Origin of the sequence: Williamsia sp. D3 (assembly GCF_000506245.1) — a bacterium.
GTDB lineage: Bacteria > Actinomycetota > Actinomycetes > Mycobacteriales > Mycobacteriaceae > Williamsia > Williamsia muralis.
The window spans coordinates 39,783-57,567 of sequence record NZ_AYTE01000034.1; the positions used below are offsets into that span (position 1 = coordinate 39,783).

General features: G+C 65.2%; 12 protein-coding genes and 1 pseudogene. 7 read left to right on the forward strand and 6 right to left on the reverse strand.

Annotated features, from left to right (window positions below):
- The first annotated feature begins 289 nt into the window (after nucleotides 1-289).
- The 4 genes from uraD to W823_RS51465 all read left to right on the forward strand — a co-directional run bounded on the left by uraD (nucleotide 290) and on the right by W823_RS51465 (nucleotide 3,081).
- On the forward strand, nucleotides 290-829 hold the full coding sequence (gene uraD / locus W823_RS51450) for a 2-oxo-4-hydroxy-4-carboxy-5-ureidoimidazoline decarboxylase (RefSeq protein WP_023961615.1): 540 nt from the start codon (nucleotides 290-292) through the stop codon (nucleotides 827-829).
- The gene (gene uraH / locus W823_RS51455; RefSeq protein WP_023961617.1) at nucleotides 826-1,152 is read left to right on the forward strand and encodes a hydroxyisourate hydrolase; all 327 of its coding nucleotides are present in this window, start codon (nucleotides 826-828) and stop codon (nucleotides 1,150-1,152) included. Before uraD ends, uraH begins: the two co-directional genes overlap by 4 nt.
- Before the next feature lie 27 nt (nucleotides 1,153-1,179).
- Entirely contained in the window at nucleotides 1,180-2,088 is a 909-nt protein-coding gene (pucL, locus tag W823_RS51460) for a factor-independent urate hydroxylase (protein WP_023961619.1), read from the forward strand.
- A 96-nt stretch (nucleotides 2,089-2,184) separates the two neighbouring features.
- Nucleotides 2,185-3,081: a hydroxymethylglutaryl-CoA lyase gene (locus W823_RS51465; RefSeq protein ID WP_031333149.1), complete on the forward strand. Its 897-nt coding sequence runs from the start codon at nucleotides 2,185-2,187 to the stop codon at nucleotides 3,079-3,081.
- 31 nt (nucleotides 3,082-3,112) lie between these two features.
- Here W823_RS51465 and W823_RS51470 read toward each other — a convergent pair whose 3' ends face one another.
- Both W823_RS51470 and W823_RS51475 read right to left on the reverse strand, forming a co-directional pair.
- On the reverse strand, nucleotides 3,113-6,493 hold the full coding sequence (locus W823_RS51470; protein WP_023961623.1) for a pyruvate carboxylase: 3,381 nt from the start codon (nucleotides 6,491-6,493) through the stop codon (nucleotides 3,113-3,115).
- Between the two features lie 203 nt (nucleotides 6,494-6,696).
- Nucleotides 6,697-8,190, reverse strand: coding sequence for an APC family permease (locus W823_RS51475; protein ID WP_023961625.1), 1,494 nt, complete (start codon nucleotides 8,188-8,190; stop codon nucleotides 6,697-6,699).
- Nucleotides 8,191-8,315: 125 nt separating this feature from the next.
- Here W823_RS51475 and W823_RS51480 point away from each other — a divergent pair, with 125 nt between their 5' ends.
- From W823_RS51480 to W823_RS51490, 3 genes are read left to right on the forward strand one after another with little or no spacing between them, the layout of a single operon-like run.
- Nucleotides 8,316-9,674, forward strand: a complete 1,359-nt coding sequence (locus W823_RS51480; protein ID WP_023961627.1) for an 8-oxoguanine deaminase — start codon at nucleotides 8,316-8,318, stop codon at nucleotides 9,672-9,674.
- The gene (locus tag W823_RS51485) at nucleotides 9,674-10,486 is read left to right on the forward strand and encodes a xanthine dehydrogenase family protein subunit M (protein ID WP_023961629.1); all 813 of its coding nucleotides are present in this window, start codon (nucleotides 9,674-9,676) and stop codon (nucleotides 10,484-10,486) included. The genes W823_RS51480 and W823_RS51485 overlap by 1 nt, the downstream gene beginning before the upstream one ends.
- A 10-nt stretch (nucleotides 10,487-10,496) precedes the next feature.
- Nucleotides 10,497-13,253 (forward strand): molybdopterin cofactor-binding domain-containing protein, encoded by a 2,757-nt coding sequence (locus W823_RS51490; protein WP_023961631.1) that lies wholly within the window; start codon nucleotides 10,497-10,499, stop codon nucleotides 13,251-13,253.
- Nucleotides 13,254-13,353: 100 nt separating this feature from the next.
- On the opposite strand, the gene W823_RS51495 is transcribed toward W823_RS51490, so the two are convergent.
- The 4 genes and pseudogenes from W823_RS51495 to W823_RS51510 all read right to left on the reverse strand — a co-directional run bounded on the left by W823_RS51495 (nucleotide 13,354) and on the right by W823_RS51510 (nucleotide 17,771).
- Nucleotides 13,354-14,004, reverse strand: coding sequence for a hypothetical protein (locus W823_RS51495; RefSeq protein ID WP_031333151.1), 651 nt, complete (start codon nucleotides 14,002-14,004; stop codon nucleotides 13,354-13,356).
- Nucleotides 14,004-15,709: pseudogene (locus W823_RS51500) on the reverse strand (FAD-dependent oxidoreductase). The gene W823_RS51495 and the pseudogene W823_RS51500 overlap by 1 nt, the downstream one beginning before the upstream one ends.
- Nucleotides 15,706-17,247, reverse strand: coding sequence for an NAD(P)/FAD-dependent oxidoreductase (locus W823_RS51505; protein WP_023961637.1), 1,542 nt, complete (start codon nucleotides 17,245-17,247; stop codon nucleotides 15,706-15,708). The pseudogene W823_RS51500 and the gene W823_RS51505 overlap by 4 nt, the downstream one beginning before the upstream one ends.
- Nucleotides 17,244-17,771: a TetR/AcrR family transcriptional regulator gene (locus W823_RS51510; protein ID WP_051406672.1), complete on the reverse strand. Its 528-nt coding sequence runs from the start codon at nucleotides 17,769-17,771 to the stop codon at nucleotides 17,244-17,246. The genes W823_RS51505 and W823_RS51510 overlap by 4 nt, the downstream gene beginning before the upstream one ends.
- Between the last annotated feature and the right edge of the window lie 14 nt (nucleotides 17,772-17,785).

The following is a 17,785-nucleotide window of genomic DNA, read 5'->3' on the forward strand; positions in this document are numbered from 1 at the left end:
CGGACGAGCAGACTTCGCGAGATCCTGATGGGAAGCGATGGCACCCCGCCGGATGGCGGTGCCCACGAGACCCACATGACCATCTCACCAGAGGTACCACCGAATGAGCACCGACTCCGAGGGCGGATCATCCGACGCCACCCCGATCGTTTCGGCCCGATTCAACCGCTTTCAGGACGTGATGGGCTGAACAGGCACAGACTTCGACCATTGACGTGTGCAACAACCAGAGCGGGCGCTGCGATGAAGGCAGCAGCACCACGAGAAATCGGAGAGGACGGGACCTGACGTGCGACGAGTTGACTGGCGAGGACTCGAGAGTTTCAACGAGTTGCGCGAGCGCCAGGCGATCCACGCTCTCTACCAGTGCTGCACGTCCTGTATCTGGGCGATCCGGGTGGCGGCGGGCCGGCCGTTCCCGGACGAAGAAGCCCTCTACAACCGCTCGGATCTGATCCTGGCCGAGTTGTCCGAGGCAGACCTGGAAGAGGCGCTCGACGGGCACCCCCGGATCGGTGACCGGCCGACGAACTCGTCGTCAGCCCGCGAGCAGTCCGGGGTCGCCGGCGCGGACGATGCTGTTCTGGCCGACCTCAAGCGGTGCAACGCCGAGTACGAGGAGAAGTTCGGCCATGTGTACCTGGTCTTCGCCGATGGGCGACCCGCCACGGAGCTGCTGGCAATTCTGCACGAACGCATGAACAATGATCCGGAAACCGAAAGGCGGGTCTTGCGAATGGAATTGGCGAAGATCAATCGTCGGCGGCTGCGACTCATGTTGGAGCCGGCGATCAGGTACGTCGACGAAGGAGAGGATGCCGCGTCGTGAGTGACCTCAGCACCCACGTTCTCGATGCGGTCACGGGCAAGCCGGCCAGCGGACTCACGGTCATTCTCTACGATTCAGATGGCGCCGAACTCGCTTCCAGCACAACAGATTCTGATGGCCGTGTCGGATCGCTCGCCGGTCGCGGGCTCACCGAGGGCGTCTACCGGTTGCTCTTCGACACCGGCAAGTGGTTCGCCGACAACCACATCGAGGGTTTCTATCCGGAGGTGGCGATCACGTTCTCTGTCACCGATACCACCAGGCACCACCACGTACCCCTGTTGCTGAGTCCGTTTGCCTACTCGACGTACCGCGGCAGCTGACGACACAAAGGAGAAGACACAGAGCTCATGGGCATCATCCTGGGTGAGAACCAGTACGGGAAAGCCGAGAACCGGGTGGTGCGGATCTATCGCGACACCCCCAGGCACGAGATCAAGGACATCAACGTCGGTAGCGCCCTTCGCGGCGACTTCGCCGCGGCCTACACCGACGGTGACCAGCGGAAGGTGCTGCCCACCGACACGCAGAAACAGACCGCTTATGCCTACGCCAAAGAAAAGGGCATCGAGTCGATCGAGAAGTACGCGCTCGAACTCGCCCGCCATTTCGTGGACGACTTCGAACCGGTGTCCGGGGCCAGGATCGAGGTCGAGGAGTACGCCTGGGAACGCGCCGTGGTCAACGGTGCCGAGCACGACCACACATGGGTCCGCAAGGGCCAGGAGACCCGGACCGCCGACATCACCGTGGAAGGCAAGGGCGATAGCCAGCAGACGTGGGTGATCGGGGGCCTCAAAGACCTCGTGCTGCTGAAGTCGACCGGTTCGGAGTTCCATGACTTCCTCGAAGACGAATACACGATCCTCGAACCGACCACCGACCGGGTGATGGCCACATCGCTGGTGGCCAAATGGCGTTTCACCACGACCGATGTCGATTGGGAAGCGGTCTACCCGGCCATCAAACAGATCATCATCAACCGCTTCGCGACTGTTCAATCCCTTGCCTTGCAACAGACCCTCTACGAGATCGGCAAGACGATCCTGGAGACCTACGACGTGATCGCCGAGGTACGCCTGTCGGCTCCCAACAAGCATCACTTCATCTACGACCTGTCCCCGTTCGGCCTGGAGAACAACAAGGAGGTCTTCAATGCCGACGACCGTCCCTACGGTTTGATCCAGGGCACGGTGACCCGCGACGATGCGCCGGACGCAGGTCCGGCATGGAACCCGCAGATGGCGTGGCTGGGCTGAGCCCACTCAGGCGGGGCCATCCCCTCCCTGGCCGCCGCTCCGTCTGATCGGCGGGGCGGTGTTGGCACTGATCGGCGCATGGGCTCGAATGGATCCATGGACACTGTGCAATTGGTGGAGGTCAGTCCGCGCGACGGACTGCAGAATGAGAAGACCGTGTTGTCGGTGGACGACAAGGTCGAACTGATCAACCGCAGCGTGGCGGCGGGAGTCCGGCGGATCGAAGCCGTCAGTTTCGCCAATCCGAAACGCGTCCCCCAGATGGCCGGCGCCGAGCAGGTGATGGCGCAGCTACCCCGCGGTATCGGTGTCTCCTACATCGGCCTGGTGCTCAATCGTCGCGGCCTGGATCGGGCTTTGGCCGCGGGAGTCGACGAGATCAACGCCGTGGTCGTCGCGACCGATGAGTTCAGCATGCGGAATCAGGGCTGCACTGTCGCAGAGGGCATTTCGGCATGGCAACACATTGCCGAGGACGCCCGGGCCGTCGGAATCTCCACCACGGTCACGATTGCTGCGTCGTTCGGATGCCCGTTCACCGGTGAGGTCGATCCCGCGTGGGTCATCGAGGTGGCACAGCGTGTGGCGGCCGCAGGCCCCGACGAGATCGCGTTCGCGGACACGATCGGGGTGGGTGTCCCCTCCCAGGTGCGCGCGCTCGCAGCCGGTGCGCAAAGCGCCGCTCCGGGCATTCCGGTGCGTTGGCACTTCCACAACACCCGTAACACCGGCTACGCCAACGCGCTTGCCGCGCTGGAAACCGGTGCGGCAGCACTGGACGCGAGCATCGGTGGATTCGGAGGCTGCCCTTTCGCCCCGGCGGCCACGGGCAACATCGCATCCGAGGACCTCGTCTACGCGCTCGACCGCTCAGGCGTTCACACCGGCGTCGACCTCGAATCGCTCGCCTCTACAGCGACCTGGCTCGGTGCCCGATTGTCCAAAGACGTTCCCGCACAGCTCGGCCGGGCAGGCAACTTCCCGCCCAGCTGACGCTGCGGGCGGCCGTCTGGTCGATCGAGGACTACTCCAGTTCCACCAGCAGGTCTCCGCCTTCGACTTGGGCGACTGTGCTGATGGCGATGCGTTTGATGGTGCCCCCGGTGGGGGTGGTGATGGCGGCTTCCATCTTCATGGCCTCGATCGAGCCGATGGTGGCGCCGGGTTCGATCTGTTGACCGGCTTCGACGACGGTCGTGACCACCCCGGCAAAGGGTGCGGCGATGTGTTTGGGATTGCCGGACACTGCTTTCTCGGCGACGAGGACATCAACCTTGAGGGAACGGTCACGGACCTGGACCGGCCGGAGTTGACCGTTGAGGATGCACATCACCGTGCGCATACCCCGTTCATCGGCCTCGCTGATCGCCTCCAGACCGATGAGCAGCTCGACACCGGGTTCGAGTTCGACGCGGTGTTCATCGCCGTACCGCAGTCCGTAGAAGAACTGGTTGGCCGACAGACTCGAGGTGTCGCCGTAAGCGGTCTGGTGTTCTTCGTAGTCGCGGGTGGGGCCGGGGAACAGCAACCGGTTCAACGTCTGTCGCCGGGTCGCGCTGTCGCCGTCGAGGGCCGCCTCGTCCTCGGCGGACAGCGTTACAACGGGTTTGGCGGGGGCCCGCCCGGCCAACGCCCGAGTCCGTAGCGGTTCAGGCCAACCGCCGGCCGGTTCACCGAGCTCACCGCGCAGGAACCCGATCACCGAATCAGGAATGTCGTAGGACGCCGGGTCTTGGGCGAAGTCGTCGGCACTGACCCCGGTGCCCACCAACGCCAACGCCAGATCCCCGACCACCTTCGAGGACGGGGTGACCTTGATCAGGCGGCCCAGCATCCGGTCGGCGGCGGCGTAAGCGTGCTCGACCTGTTCGAACCGATCCCCCAACCCCAACCCGATGGCCTGCTGACGCAGGTTCGACAACTGACCACCGGGGATCTCGTGGGTGTACACCCGGCCGGTCGGGGCCGGGAGCCCGGACTCGAACGGCGCGTACACCTTCCGAAGCGCCTCCCAGTACGGTTCGAGCTCACATACCGCGGCCAGGTCCAGGCCAGTGTCGTACTCGGTATGCGCGGTCGCGGCGACGATCGCCGAAAGCGCGGGCTGGCTGGTGGTACCGGCCAACGCCGCCGAGGCGCCGTCGACCGCATCCGCTCCGGCCTGCCACGCCGCCAAGTAGGTCGCCAGCTGCCCACCCGGGGTGTCGTGGGTGTGCACATGCACCGGCAAATCAAAATTGCTGCGTAACGCCGACACCAACGTCGATGCCGCTTGCGGGCGTAGCAGTCCGGCCATGTCCTTGATCGCCAAAATGTGGGCGCCGGCGTCCACGAGCTGCTCGGCCAGCCGCAGATAGTAGTCGAGCGTGTACAGATTCTCGGCCGGATTCGACAGATCCCCGGTGTACGACAGGGCGACCTCGGCGATCGTGGTACCGGTTTCCCGGACCGCGTCGATCGCCGGGCGCATCTGATCCACATTGTTCAGTGCGTCGAAGATCCGGAAGATGTCGATCCCGGTCGCAGCGGCCTCGGCCACAAACGAACGGGTCACCTTCTCCGGATACGGGGTATAGCCGACCGTGTTCGCACCCCGCAGCAACATCTGCAGGTTGATGTTAGGCATCGCCTCGCGTAACTGCGCCAACCGATCCCACGGATCTTCCTTCAAAAACCGCAACGCGACATCGTAGGTTGCCCCACCCCAACACTCCACCGACAACAACTGCGGTGTCATCGCCGCCACATACGGGGCCACCGCCACCAACCCGGTGGTGCGGATCCGGGTCGCCAACAACGATTGATGCGCATCACGGAACGTCGTATCAGTGACACCCAAAGCCTTTGCCGCCCGCAAATGGGCAGCAAAACCTTCCGGGCCCAGAGCGAGGAGCCGCTGGCGCGACCCGTCGGCGGGGGCACTGACATCGATGTCGGGGAGTTTGTCGCGCGGATAGACCGTCGCCGGCCGTTCCCCGTGCGGCTTGTTCACCGTCACATCAGCCAAGTAATTCAAGATCCGGGTACCGCGGTCGGCCGAGACCCGCGAGGTCAGCAACTGCGGGCGTTCCTCGATGAACAAGGTGGTGACATTCCCGGCCCGAAAATCGGGGTCATCCAACACTGCTTGCAGGAACGGCACATTCGTGGCCACACCACGGATCCGGAACTCGGCCAACGCCCGCCGCGACCGCGCCACCGCGGTCTCGAAATCACGGCCCCGGCACGTCAGCTTGACCAGCATCGAATCAAAGTGCGCACTGACCTCCGCACCGAGGGTTGCCCCACCATCTAGACGCACCCCCGCCCCACCCGGGGTGCGGTAGGCGGTGATCCGACCCGTGTCCGGGCGGAAGCCGTTGGTCGGATCCTCGGTGGTGATCCGGCACTGCATCGCCGCGCCGCGGATCGTCACCGCATCCTGGGACAACCCCAACTCGGCCAACGTCTCACCCGCGGCGATCCGCAACTGGGACTGCACCAAATCCACATCGGTGATCTCTTCAGTGACCGTGTGCTCGACCTGAATCCGTGGATTCATCTCGATGAACACATGGTTGCCGTCACGGTCGACCAAAAACTCCACCGTGCCCGCACACGAGTACCCGATCTTTTTCGCGAACGCGACCGCATCCGCGCAGATCTTCTCCCGCAACCCCGGCGGCATGTTCGGTGCCGGCGCCAGCTCGATCACCTTCTGATGGCGACGCTGCACACTGCAATCCCGCTCGAACAAATGCATCACATTGCCGTGCTGATCAGCCAGGATCTGCACCTCGATATGACGCGGGGCGATCACCGCCTGCTCCAAGAACACCGACGCATCACCAAACGCCGAATTCGCTTCGCGGGCAGCAGCTTCGATCGCCTCCCGCAACCCGTCGATGGTCTCCACCCGGCGCATTCCCCGGCCGCCGCCACCAGCAACCGCCTTGACGAACACCGGGAACCGCATCGACTCGGCCGCCGCCATCAACTCATCAACATCCACCGATGCCTCGCTCGAGGCCAACACCGGCAGACCCGCCTCGCGAGCCGCCGCGATCGCACGCGACTTGTTGCCGGTCAGCTCGAGGATGTCCGAACTGGGCCCCACGAACGTGATCCCCGCGTCCGCACACGCCGCTGCCAGATCCGGATTCTCCGACAAGAACCCGTACCCCGGATAAATCGCGTCAGCACCCGCACGCCGCGCCGCCGCGATGACCTCCTCCACCGACAAGTACGCCCGCACCGGATGCCCCGGCTCACCGATCTGATACGCCTCGTCAGCCTTCAAACGGTGAATCGAATTGCGATCCTCGAACGGGAACACCGCCACCGTCCCCGCACCCAACTCATACGCAGCACGAAAAGCACGAATCGCGATCTCGCCCCGGTTGGCCACCAACACCTTGCGAAACATCAACGCACCTCCACATCGCCCACGAAACCATCACTCCACCATGACGACCCGACACCAGGTGCGGATTGTCGCGAATTGCGACCGGGATGGAGCTTCACGAATCCTAGGGGCGGCCGAAACCTCACAGCGCCGGACATGGCATCTGTGCGTAAGACGAAACCCGGTATGCACCTGCAGGGGTGGTCGGAGGCCGAACTCGCCGTTCACTTCCTGGCAGGTTCGTCCTCGAGCGACGAGTCGGTGTCATAGAAGCCACCGGGGCGGTTCTCGTACTTGTTGACCGCCCACGTCACCGCCCACAACACGACGCCGAGCAGCAGCATCACACCGGCGATCTTGTACTGGATCATCTGCGCGTCGGTCCTCGCCCATGGGCCGGCGAGGAATAGACAGAGCACCGCGCCGAGCACTGGGATCCACACCGGGGCCCGGAAGAACGCCTTCACATCACCTCGCTTGAGAACAAGGCACGCGATGTTGACCACAGCGAAGACGCACAGCAGCAGCAGGCCGGTAGTTCCCGACAGCGCGCCCACGACCGAGTTCTCCGACAACTGATTCACCACGATGATCAACACGAACGAGAGCAGCGTGGTGAAGATGATCGCGGTCCACGGCGAGCGGCGACCCGGCAGCACCTTGCCGAGCCCACGAGGCAGCACTCGCTGGTTGGCCATGCCGTAGATCAACCGGCTCGCCATCAGCATGTTGATCAGCGCGGTGTTGGCGACCGCGAACACCGTCAGATACGGGAAGATCTCCTCGATGGGGACGGACGGCGCGCCCAGCTTCACCACCGACAGCAGGATGCCCTCGTCGGAGTTCTCCGGCTCGAAGTCCAGCGGGAGTACCGCGATCACCGCGACCACCACGAGGACATAAATGAGGCAGGCGATCCCGAGACCGGACAGCATCACCTTCGGGAAGATCTTCTCGGGGTTCTTCGTCTCCTCGACCATGTTGACCGAGTCCTCGAACCCGACCATCGCGAAGAAGGCGATGGTTGTCGCGACCGTGACCGCCAGGAACCAGCCCTTGTCGTTGGCGTCTTCGAACACCACCAGGTTGCTGATGTCACCGTCTCCGGTACCCCGGCCGGCCGCGACGAAGCCGATCACGATGACGATGATCAGTGCCGTCATCTCGACCAGGGTGAGGATCACGTTGAACTTCACCGATTCACCCACGCCGCGCAGGTTGATCAGGGCCAGGACGATCATGAAGGCCAGAGCGACCACCAGCTGGGCGGTGGTCCCGGTCGGCACGTCGAACCAGCCGAGTCCGTTGGCATCACTGAATGATTCGTTCAGTCCAGCCAGGAGGTTGGCGGCCACCACATTCGACGATGTGGATGCGCTGGTGATGCCCGAGCACACCACCGCGAACGCGACCAAGAAGGTCAGGAAGTGGATACCGAATGCCTTCTGCGTGTACAGGGCGGCGCCGGCACACTGCGGGAACTTGGTGACCAACTCGAGGTAGGAGAAAGCCGTCAGCGTCGCCACCGCGAAGGCGAGGATGAACGGCAGCCAGGCCATACCGCCCACGTTGTCGATCATGCTGCCGGTCACCGCGTAGACCCCGGCACCGAGGATGTCTCCGACGATGAACAGCAAGAGCAGTTTGGGGCCCATCACCCGTTTGAGCTCGGTCGGTTCGCTCTTTTCCGGAGCGGGATCAACAGTCGTAGCCGTCATCGTCAACCATCCGTTCGCCGGGATTTGATTTCACTCAGCCTCTACCCCATTCGTTCGGCCCGCAAGTGGTACCGCCCAGCTCGAATGTCATTTTTCCGTAACGCTTTCGCCGTAGCGTGGCGAGCATGACCACCGTCGTCGAGAACGCCTACGTCATCACCATGGACGCCGGCCGCCGTGAGATCGCCTCCGGGTCTGTCGTATTCGACGGCAATCGGATCACGGATGTCGTCGACGGCAGGGTCGATCCTGCGGTGGCACACGGAGCCGAGATCGTCGACGGACGCGGCTGCATCCTCACCCCGGGCCTGGTCAACACCCATCACCACCTCTATCAGTGGCTGACTCGCGGCCTCGCCGCTGATCACACCCTGTTCGAGTGGCTCACCACGCTGTATCCCGTGTGGGCGGGCATCGACGAGAAGGCCGTGAACGTAGCCGCAACCGGCGCGCTCGGTTGGCTGGCCCTCTCGGGGTGCACCACCAGCACCGACCACCACTACGTCTTCCCGAAAGAGGGTGGCGACATGTTGGCGGCCGAGATCATCGCTGCGCAGACCGTCGGCCTGCGTTTTCACCCCACGCGCGGCTCGATGGACCTGAGCGAGAAGGACGGTGGGCTGCCCCCGGACAGCGTGGTCGAGACCATCGACCAGATCATGTCCGCCAGCGCAGATGCGATCGACCGCTGGCACGACCCGGGTCCCGATGCGATGGTGAAGATCGCTCTTGCACCGTGTTCACCGTTCTCGGTGACTGCCGACCTGCTTCGTGCCTCTGCCGAACTCGCCAGAGAGAGGCGAGTACGTCTGCACACACATCTGGCCGAGACGGAGGACGAGTCCGCCTATACCGCAGACCGTTTCGGATGCACACCGATCGAATACATGGAAACGGTCGGCTGGCTGGGCCCTGATGTCTGGTTTGCCCACGGGGTCCACTTCGACGACCACGCGATCACGACCTTGGCCACCTCCGGGAGTTCGGTGGCTCACTGCCCGTCGTCAAACGGCCGCCTCGGTGCCGGAACCGCCCGCGCCCGTGATCTTTTGGCGGCGGGCGTCCCGGTCGGCTTGGGTGTGGACGGCGCGGCCTCGAACGAATCCAGCCGGATTCTCGAAGAAGCGCATCAGGCGGTGTTGATGGCGCGTGCCACCGGCGGACCGACTGCGCTCACCACTCGACAGGCACTCGAGATGGCCACGCTGGGCGGCGCGCGTGCACTGGGTTGCCAGGACAGTATCGGCTCCATCGAAGCCGGCAAGCTGGCCGACATGGTGTTGTGGCGACGGGACGGCCTGGGGCACGCCGGTATCGCAGACCCTGTCGCCGCCCTCGTTCTCGGCGCGGTTCCCCCGGTGGAACGTCTGTGGGTGAACGGGAAGACCGTTGTCCGGGCGGGAGAATTGACCACCATCGATGCCGAGGCAACCGCCGCCGAGGTGGCGGCCGCGCGCGACATCCTGATCGCGAAGGCCGGCTGATGGACCTGCATTCCGTTGATTCCGTTGTGGTGCCGCGGAACCGTGCAGATCTGGCCGGTCTGTCCGGCGCCGACGGGCTGATGGCCGGCGGCACCTGGCTGATGAGCGAACCGCAGATGCACCTGCACCGGCTGATCGACCTGCAGGGACTTCGGTGGCGCGACCTCACGATCGCCGAGGACGGCCTCGACATCGGCGCCACCTGCACCATCGATACGTTGCAGTCCACCGCCTACCCCGGTGACTGGGTGGCCACCGCGGTGTTCCGCCAGGCCGCTCGGGCGTTGCTGGCCTCGTACAAGATCTGGAAGAGCGCCACTGTCGGCGGCAACATCTGTCTCGGGTTCCCGGTGGGTTCGATGATCTCGATGTTGTCCGCGCTGGACGCCGAGTTGTTGGTCTGGAAGGCGGACGGGTCCGACGTCCGATGCACGGTCCCCCACTTCGTCACCGGCAACTCCACCACGGTCCTCGACGAGGGAGATGTGTTGCGCTCGGTGCGGATTCCCGCCTCCAGCCTCCGTCAGCCGACCGTTCTGCGGAAGGTGGCCCTGTCCCCCCTCGGCCGGTCCGGAGCCGTGGTCGTCGGGCGCCGGACACCGGATGGCGTCGTGATCTCGGTGACGGCGGCGACCGATCGCCCGTATGTGGTGGTCACCGACTCCTTGGACCCCCAAGCCGTGGCAGCGCATGTCGATTCCGCGGTCCCGGCCGGCGCCTATTACTCGGATGCCCACGGGGCGGCCGATTGGCGCCACCAGGTCACCGGAGTGCTCACCCGGGACGTCGTCGCGCACTTGGCCGGACTGTGAGGAGCGGGCTGTGAAGATCAATGGTGAAGACGTGGCCGCCGCGCCCGCGGCCGGGCAGTGTCTACGGACGTTTCTGCGCGACCAAGGAGAGTTCGGGGTCAAGAAGGGTTGCGACGCAGGCGATTGCGGTGCCTGCTCGGTACTGATCGACGGCGAGCCGCACCATTCGTGTCTCATTCCGGCGTTCCGCGTGATGGACTCCGAGATCACCACGGTCACCGGTCTCGGTACGCCGGAGAACCTGCATCCTGTGCAACAGCGGTTCGTCGACGCCGCCGGCTTCCAGTGCGGTTTCTGCACCGCCGGAATGATCGTCACCGCAAGCACTTTCGACAAAGATCAGCGAGACGACCTGCCGAACAGCCTCAAGGGCAACCTGTGCCGGTGCACCGGATACCGCGCGATCCGCGACGCCATCGACGGCGTGGTCGGCACGGAGAAGGTGTCGCCGGGAGATTCCGGTCCATCGATCGGCCGCTCGGTGTCGGCTCCGGCCGCACCACGCATCGTCACCGGGACCGAGCCGTACACGATGGATGGATTGCCCGACGACGTCGGCCACATCTCGGTGCTCGGGAGTCCACATGCGCACGCCCGGATCCTGTCCGTCGATGCCTCGGCGGCCGAGCAGATGCCCGGAGTACGAACAGTTCTGACGTACCTCGACGATCCGGGGGTGCCGTTCTCGACCGCGCGCCACGACCACCGCCACGACGATCCCGACGACGGATACGTCTTCGACACCACGGTGCGATTCATCGGGCAGCGGGTGGCTGCAGTGGTCGCCGACTCGATCACCATCGCCCGTCGCGCCGCCGAACTCATCGTGGTCGAGTATGACGTGCTGCCCGCCAACTTCGATCCGGCGCTGGCCACCGATCCCGCGACACCGACAGTGCACGGCGAGAAGGGGCCCGATTCCCGGATTGCGGACCCGGCCCGCAATCTCGTCGCCTCCGTCGACGGCACGGTGGGCGACATCGAGGCCGGTCTCGCGCAGGCTCGTGACAACGGGGGCGCTGTGGTCTCGGGAACCTGGCAGACGGCACGCGTCCAGCACGCCCACCTCGAAACCCATGGCGCAGTCGCGTGGCGAGATGATGACGGCCGGGTGGTGGTGCGGTCCAGCACACAGGTCCCCTTTCTGGTGCGGGCCGAGCTGTGTCACATCTTCGGATTCAGCGGCGACAACGTCCGCGTGTACGCCGCTCGGGTGGGTGGCGGTTTCGGGGGAAAGCAAGAACTGCTCACCGAAGACGTGGTGGTGCTCGCGCTCATGAAGACCGGGCGCCCCGCGGTATACGAGTTCACGCGCACCGAGGAGTTCACCCGGGCCCCGTGCCGCCATCCGATGCGTGTGGGGGTGACGGCGGCAGCGGGCGCCGACGGAATCCTCACCGCGCTCTCGGTGTCGGTACTGTCCGACGCCGGCGCCTACGGAAACCACAGCAGCGGGGTGATGTTCCACGCCTGCAACGAGACCATGGTGCTCTACCGCTGCCCCAACAAGCACGTCGACGCACAAGCTGTGTACACCAACAACATTCCGTCGGGCGCTTTCCGCGGTTACGGTCTGGGCCAGGTCGCGTTCGGCATCGAAGGCGCCATCGACGAACTCGCGGCACAGCTGGGCATCGACCCGTTCGAGATGCGCCGTCGTAACGTGGTCGTCCCCGGAGACGAGTTCGTCGCCTGGGAGGTCGAAGAGGGCGACCTCGAGTTCGGAAGCTACGGACTCGACCAGTGCATCGATTTGGCCGAGCAAGCGCTGATCGCCGGGCGTGCCGACCCGGTCCGGGCGGGCGAGGACCTGGCAGGCCGGCCCGGGTGGCACATCGGGGAAGGCATGGGGACGGCGATGATCGCCACCATTCCGCCGCGTGGACATTTTGCCGATGTCTCGGTCACGCTGACCGATGACGGCACGTACATCGCCGCGATCGGCACCGCAGAGTTCGGAAACGGAACCACCACCGTTCACAGCCAGATCGCGTCGTCGGCGCTCGGGTGTTCACCGGGCCAGATAGTGATCAGGCAGGCCGACACCGATGAGGTCGGCTACGACACCGGCGCCTTCGGATCAGCCGGTACGGTGGTCGCCGGCAAGGCACTCGGACTCGCGTGCGCTCAGCTGCGCGGCGAGATCCTCGCCATTGCAGCACGAGCACTCGACACCGATGTCGCCGAGTGCACCCTCGGACCGCAAGGCGTGCAGGCGGGCGCGGAGTTCATCGACCTCGCCGGGATCGTCACCGTCCACGGAGGACCACTGCACGCCACGAGCACTCAGAACGGCACCCCGCGCTCGATCGCCTTCAACGTCCATGCGTTTCGTGTCGCGGTCAATTCCGCCACTGGCGAGGTGCGCATCCTGCAGTCGGTGCAGTCCGCGGACGCCGGAGTGGTGCTCAACCCGCAGCAGTGCCGGGGACAGGTCGAAGGCGGTGCGGCACAGGCGATCGGCAGCGCCCTGTACGAGGAGATGATCCTCGACGAGGGCCAGGTGCTCACCCAGGTGTTGCGCAACTACCACATCCCCCAACTCGCCGATGTGCCGGAGACCGAGGTGTACTTCGCCGACACCTACGATTCGATCGGCCCTCTCGGCGCCAAGTCGATGAGCGAGGCGCCCTACAACCCGGTGGCCCCCGCACTCGAGAGTGCGATTCGCGACGCGGTGGGCGTACGGGTGTACGAACTGCCGATGAACCCGTCACGGGTGTGGCGGGCCATCAGCAATGGTCAGCCACACCAACCCGGGTCATGACCGCCGAGCGGCCCCATACCGCCGCCGACCGGGCCCTAACCCCCGTCGACCGGGCCCTAACCGCCGTCGAGCGGGCCCTTACCGCCGACCAGGCTCCGCTCTAGATGGCGAGCCGGGTCGCCGGACCTGTCTCCATCCGGCCGGAGACGATCTGGAGTCCGTGGTGGGTCCCGGGTTTCAGCCACTGCGACAACGTCGGGCCCTCGGAGAGCACAGTGACCCGGGCATAGCGCGCTTTGCCGGTGAGATTGGCCCCGGCCAGCAGCAATGCATCGTCGACCGGCTGGGCGAATCCGAGACCGCCCTTGATCGGGAATGCCGGGCCACGGCCCTCGGATTGTGTCTGGACGGTCCAGTCCGGGCCTCCGGCACCAGAACCCGCGAGTACGTCGCCTGTGAACTCGGCCAGGACCTTCGGCAGACTCCAGTGCTCACGCCCGCCATGGACCGAGGCCGCGGAATCGACGGCGATGAACGGCACCGACATTCGCGGCAGCGCACCGAGGCCGCTGCCGGGTCGTCGCAGTACCGGGCTCGCCAGGATCTCCCGGTACGGGCCCACGGGCGAGTCGAGATAGTCGACGACCATGCCGATGGTGATCGGGAGGACAGAGCCCTTCGGGCCGATGGCCCTGGCTTGCTCTGTGCTCCGATGCCACCACAGGGTGGCGCGCACTGCGGCCGGCCACGGCGGCGGCGAACTGATCGGCACGTCTCCTGGCTCGATCGCCGACTCGGCAACACTCCACATCAGCATGCCCCTTTCGCGGACTCCGGCATCGTGACGAACAGGGGCAGGCGCAGAGCTCCGGGCGCACTCTCGGGGACCACCGGCGATCGTGGCGCCGTGGCAGCAACGCGTCGGTACGGCTCACCCAGGCCCGGGCGCTTGTCCTGCTCACCCTTGTTGGGCCACATCGCGATCGCTCGTTCGGCCTGCGCGGTGATCGTCAACGACGGATTGACACCGAGGTTCGCGCTCACCGCCGAGCCATCCACCACATGCAGACCCGGATGACCGTAGATGCGATGGTAGGGATCGACGACACCGTGGTCGGCGTCGGCGCCGATCACACAGCCGCCGAGGAAGTGCGCGGTCATCGGGATGTTGACCACTTCGGCAATGGATCCGCCCGGGTCTCCGTCGATCTTGTCGGCAAGCAACCTGATGGCTTTGTGGCCCTGGGGTATCCACGACGGCGGCGGATCACCCGCTCCGCGACGGCTGGTCAGTTGGCGGCCGAAAATCGTACGCTTGGAGCCCAACTCAAGCGAGTTGTCGTCGGTCTGCATCACCAGCGCGATCACCGTCTTCTCTGACCAGTGCCGTACGGACAGACTGCGGAAGAACGCTGCCGGGTGCCGCAACGCAACCCCGATGGTCTTGAACACTCGAGGGACCGGCCCGCCGCCATCGGACAGCACGGTCTGGAGCAAGCCGATGGCGTTGCTGCCCTTGCCGTATCGCACCGGCTCGATGTGGGTGTGGTCGTCGGGGTGGAACGACGACGTGATGGCGATGCCCTGTGTGTAGTCGACTTCTCGATCACGAGCTGTCGCGGCCAGCACTGCCTCACTGTTGGTGCGGACCACCGACCCGAGCTGGTCGGACAGCTCCGGCAGCTCGCCGGTCTCCTTCATGGCCAACAACAACTTCTGGGTGCCGTACGTGCCGGCAGCGAAGACCACCTGACCGGCGAAGATCGATCTGTCCTTGCGCCGGAGTTTGGCACCGGTGCGGCGGGTGACGAGTTCGTACCCTTCGGCTGCGGGCCGCACCGCCCGCACGTGGTGAGGGGCAACACGGTGACCCCGGCGTTCTCGGCGAGGTGTAGGTAATTCTTGACCAGTGTGTTCTTCGCGCCCACGCGGCAGCCGGTCATACAAGAACCGCACTCGGTGCACGCTGTGCGTTCGGGCCCGACCCCGCCGAAGAACGGGTCGGACTCCCGCTCGGTGCCGTTGCCGAAGAACACGCCGACCGGCGTGGTGGTGAACGTGTCCCCGACGCCCATGTCGTCGGCCACCTCGCGCATGACCTTGTCCGCCGCCGTCACCAGCGGGTTGTCCACCACCCCGAGCATGCGACGGGCCTGGTCGTAGTACGGATTGAGCTCGTCCTGCCAGTCGGTGATGTGTCCCCACTGCGGGTCTTCGAAGAAGCGTTTCGGTGGTTGATAGAGCGTGTTGGCATAGTTGAGCGACCCGCCACCCACTCCCGCGCCGGCCATCACCAATACATCGGGCAGGAGGTGGATGCGTTGCAGCCCATAGCATCCCAGCCACGGCGCCCAGAGGTACTTGCGAAGTCGCCAGCTCGTCTTGGGCAGCTGGTCGTCGGTGAATCTGCGGCCGGCCTCGAGAACGGCCACCTTGTAGCCCTTTTCGGCCAGCCGTAGCGCGGCAACCGATCCGCCGAAACCTGATCCGACCACCACCACGTCATAGTCGTTCATGCCGGCTCACTTTCGCGTGGTCGAGGCGCGGGCACCGTGCCGCAACCGAGGTCGTAGTCACTCAGATCAGCCGAGCGCAACGCTTGTCGGAACTCCCACGTGAACGTCGGCCACATGACCGAGTTCCGACCGTTCTTGTCGAAATACCAGCTCGAACAGCCGCCCGAGTTCCACACGGTGCCCTCGAGTTGCTCGTCGATTCCCTGGTTGTACTCGGCCTGCTTGCGCTGATTGACGTTCACCGAGGCGATGTTGCGAGAACGCATCTGGGTGATCGCCGAGCTGATGTACGCGGCCTGCGACTCCAGCATGAAGACGATGGAACTGTGACCGAGGTTGGTGTTCGGACCGTACATGAGGAACAGGTTCGGGAAACCGTGAACGGTGGTGCCGCGATACGCATTCGGGCTGCCGTTCCAGGTGTCGGCAAGGGTGCGCCCGTCTTCGCCGTAGAGCACGCTGGCCACCGGCGGCTCGGTGGCGGTGAACCCGGTGCCGAACACGATAGCGTCGACCTCGTGTTCGCGGCCGGCGCCGTCGACAACGCCGTTGGCGGTCACCGCCGCCATGCCGGTGTCCACGAGGGTGACGTCTTCGCGCGCAAGCGTGGACAACCATGTGTTGCTGAGCAGCATTCGCTTGCAACCGATGGTGAACTTCGGCGTCAGCTTCTTACGCAGCCCCGGATCCTTGACCTGCTTACGCAATTGGCTCATGGCCAAGAGCTTGAACAGCGGCAGCAGGAACGTGAACTTCGCCAGGGCGACGACGTAGGCCTCGCGGTAGAAGTACAGACTGTTGCGTGCGAATCGCTGGGTGAACGGCGCCAGGCGATACAGCGTGCGTTCGAGCTTGCCGATCTGTCGGTCGAGCCGCGGGATGATCCACGCGGGCGTCCGCTGAAAGACCGTCACATGCGCTGCAGGACCGGCCAATTCGGGTACGAACTGGATCGCCGAGGCCCCGGTCCCGACAACGGCGATGCGCTTACCCGCCGGATCGAAGTCGTGGTTCCAGGTGGCACTGTGGAACATTGTCCCGGTGAACTCGCCGATGCCGGGGACGTCGGGAAAGCTGGGGTTGGACAGCGTACCGGTGGCGGCGATCAGGACCTGCGCCTCGAGCTGTCCGCGCGAGGTCGACACCGACCAGCGCGCCTTGTCTGCGTCCCACCGCGCGCCGAGCAGTTCACACTCGAAGACGGTGCGATCGCGCAGGCCGCGCTGGTCGGCGACCGATCGCAGGTACGCGAAGATCTCGGGTTGGCGAGCGTAATTGTGCGTCCACTCCGGGCTCTGGGCGAACGAGAACGAATACAGATTGCTCGGCACGTCGCATGCGGCGCCCGGGTACGTGTTGTCTCGCCACGTCCCGCCGACATCGCTTGCGCGCTCGATCATCAGGACGTCGGCCGACGGGGTGTCGGCGAGAATCTTGTGTGCGGCAGCCAGGCCGGCGAAACCGGTGCCGACGATCAACGTGTGCACGGACGCCGGAAGATCGTGCTGTTCGATCGGATCTGAACCCAGCGCGGTCATGTGGTGGTCACCATTGCCTCCCATATCGGTATCAACCGCTTGCGGAGCTCGCGGTCGGACTTCTCGTTGCGGAACAGTGCCGAGACCGCCAGCCCACGGGCGAGTTCGACACTGATCTCGATGGCCTCAGGCGACATCCGGTCGCCGAAGATTGCGGCGCCACCGGTGTGGATGGCCTCATTGACCCGCGCCTCGAGCGGCAGCACAGCTGCATGCAGCGCAGGGTCGGTCCGGGCCGCGATCCACAACTCGAGGGCGGCGTAGAAAAGCGGACCCGAGAAGGCGTCGAGAAATACCTCGACCCCGGGAACCTCGCCACTCGCATGAGCTCCGAGCATTTCCTCCAGCCGCTGTTCCACCAGGTGCTCGACCGCCGCGACGACCAACGACTCCTTGGTCGGGAAATGGTGCAACTGGGCGCCGCGGGACACCCCCGCGCGTCGAGAGATCTCCTGCGTGCTGGTCCCGGAATAACCGTTGTCGATCAGGCACGAGATGGCAGCGTCGAGCAGTCGCGCCCGCATCTGCGCAGTGCGCT

Bases quoted from the DNA above. Each gene is read 5' to 3' on its own strand.
- W823_RS51485 (WP_023961629.1), top strand. From the start codon at position 9,674: ATGGACCTGCATTCCGTTGATTCCGTTGTGGTGCCGCGGAACCGTGCA.
- W823_RS51480 (WP_023961627.1), top strand. From the start codon at position 8,316: ATGACCACCGTCGTCGAGAACGCCTACGTCATCACCATGGACGCCGGC.
- W823_RS51475 (WP_023961625.1), bottom strand. From the start codon at position 8,190: ATGACGGCTACGACTGTTGATCCCGCTCCGGAAAAGAGCGAACCGACC.
- W823_RS51465 (WP_031333149.1), top strand. From the start codon at position 2,185: ATGGACACTGTGCAATTGGTGGAGGTCAGTCCGCGCGACGGACTGCAG.
- W823_RS51510 (WP_051406672.1), bottom strand. From the start codon at position 17,771: ATGCGGGCGCGACTGCTCGACGCTGCCATCTCGTGCCTGATCGACAAC.
- W823_RS51505 (WP_023961637.1), bottom strand. From the start codon at position 17,247: ATGACCGCGCTGGGTTCAGATCCGATCGAACAGCACGATCTTCCGGCG.
- pucL (WP_023961619.1), top strand. From the start codon at position 1,180: ATGGGCATCATCCTGGGTGAGAACCAGTACGGGAAAGCCGAGAACCGG.
- W823_RS51495 (WP_031333151.1), bottom strand. From the start codon at position 14,004: ATGTGGAGTGTTGCCGAGTCGGCGATCGAGCCAGGAGACGTGCCGATC.
- W823_RS51470 (WP_023961623.1), bottom strand. From the start codon at position 6,493: ATGTTTCGCAAGGTGTTGGTGGCCAACCGGGGCGAGATCGCGATTCGT.